Raw genomic sequence first — 698 nt, forward strand, 5'->3', positions numbered from 1 at the left:
AAACCTTAACTTTATAAAATGATGAAGGAAAATAGAAAAACCTATAGTAAAGAATTCAAACAAAAGGCAGTCGAATTGAGCAGCGTTCGTGGTAATGTAAGCGAGATTGCCGGTGAATTGGGAATTAGAGCTGAACTGCTATATCGCTGGAGAAGGGGATTTACTCAGGATCCTTCTTTATCTTTTAGTGGCAATGGTAATAAACAACTATCACCAGAAGCAAAAGAATTGGCCAGGTTAAAAAGAGAGCTTGCAGATGTAACCATGGAGCGAGATATCTTAAAAAAATCGGTAGACATCTTCTCCGCGAACGACAGGAAATTTACCAATTCATAAAGGATCACCGATCAGAATTTCCAGTTGGGAAGATGTGTAAAGTTTTTAAAATTAGCAAAAGTGGGTTTTACAGGAGTCAAAGAATGCTTGCTTCCAACCGGGATAATGAGAACCGGATGCTACTATTCGAGATCCGCCGGATCTATCAGAAAAGTAAAGCCAGCTACGGAAGCCCTCGGATCACCGATGAACTTAAAGCTAAAGGATTTAAGGTATCCAGACCGCGAGTAGCCCGGCTGATGAAACAAAAAGGCATACGAGCTGTACACGCTAAAAAGTTTGTAGTTACCACGGATTCTAAACACAAATATCCGGTAGCAGGTAACATACTAAATAGGAATTTTTCTCCTGAAGGTAGGGCT

2 protein-coding genes are annotated in these 698 nt (G+C 40.4%); both read left to right on the plus strand.

What is annotated here, in order from left to right:
* Window positions 1-18: 18 nt before the first annotated feature.
* Complete coding sequence (locus tag RM539_RS19895; RefSeq protein WP_311505166.1) at window positions 19-336, plus strand: transposase; 318 nt, start codon at window positions 19-21, stop codon at window positions 334-336.
* Between the two features lie 32 nt (window positions 337-368).
* Window positions 369-698: IS3 family transposase (locus tag RM539_RS19900; protein ID WP_311505167.1), on the plus strand; the 330-nt coding region annotated here is incomplete at its 3' end.

The organism is Autumnicola musiva (assembly GCF_031846585.1).
Taxonomy (GTDB): Bacteria; Bacteroidota; Bacteroidia; order Flavobacteriales; family Flavobacteriaceae; genus Autumnicola; species Autumnicola musiva.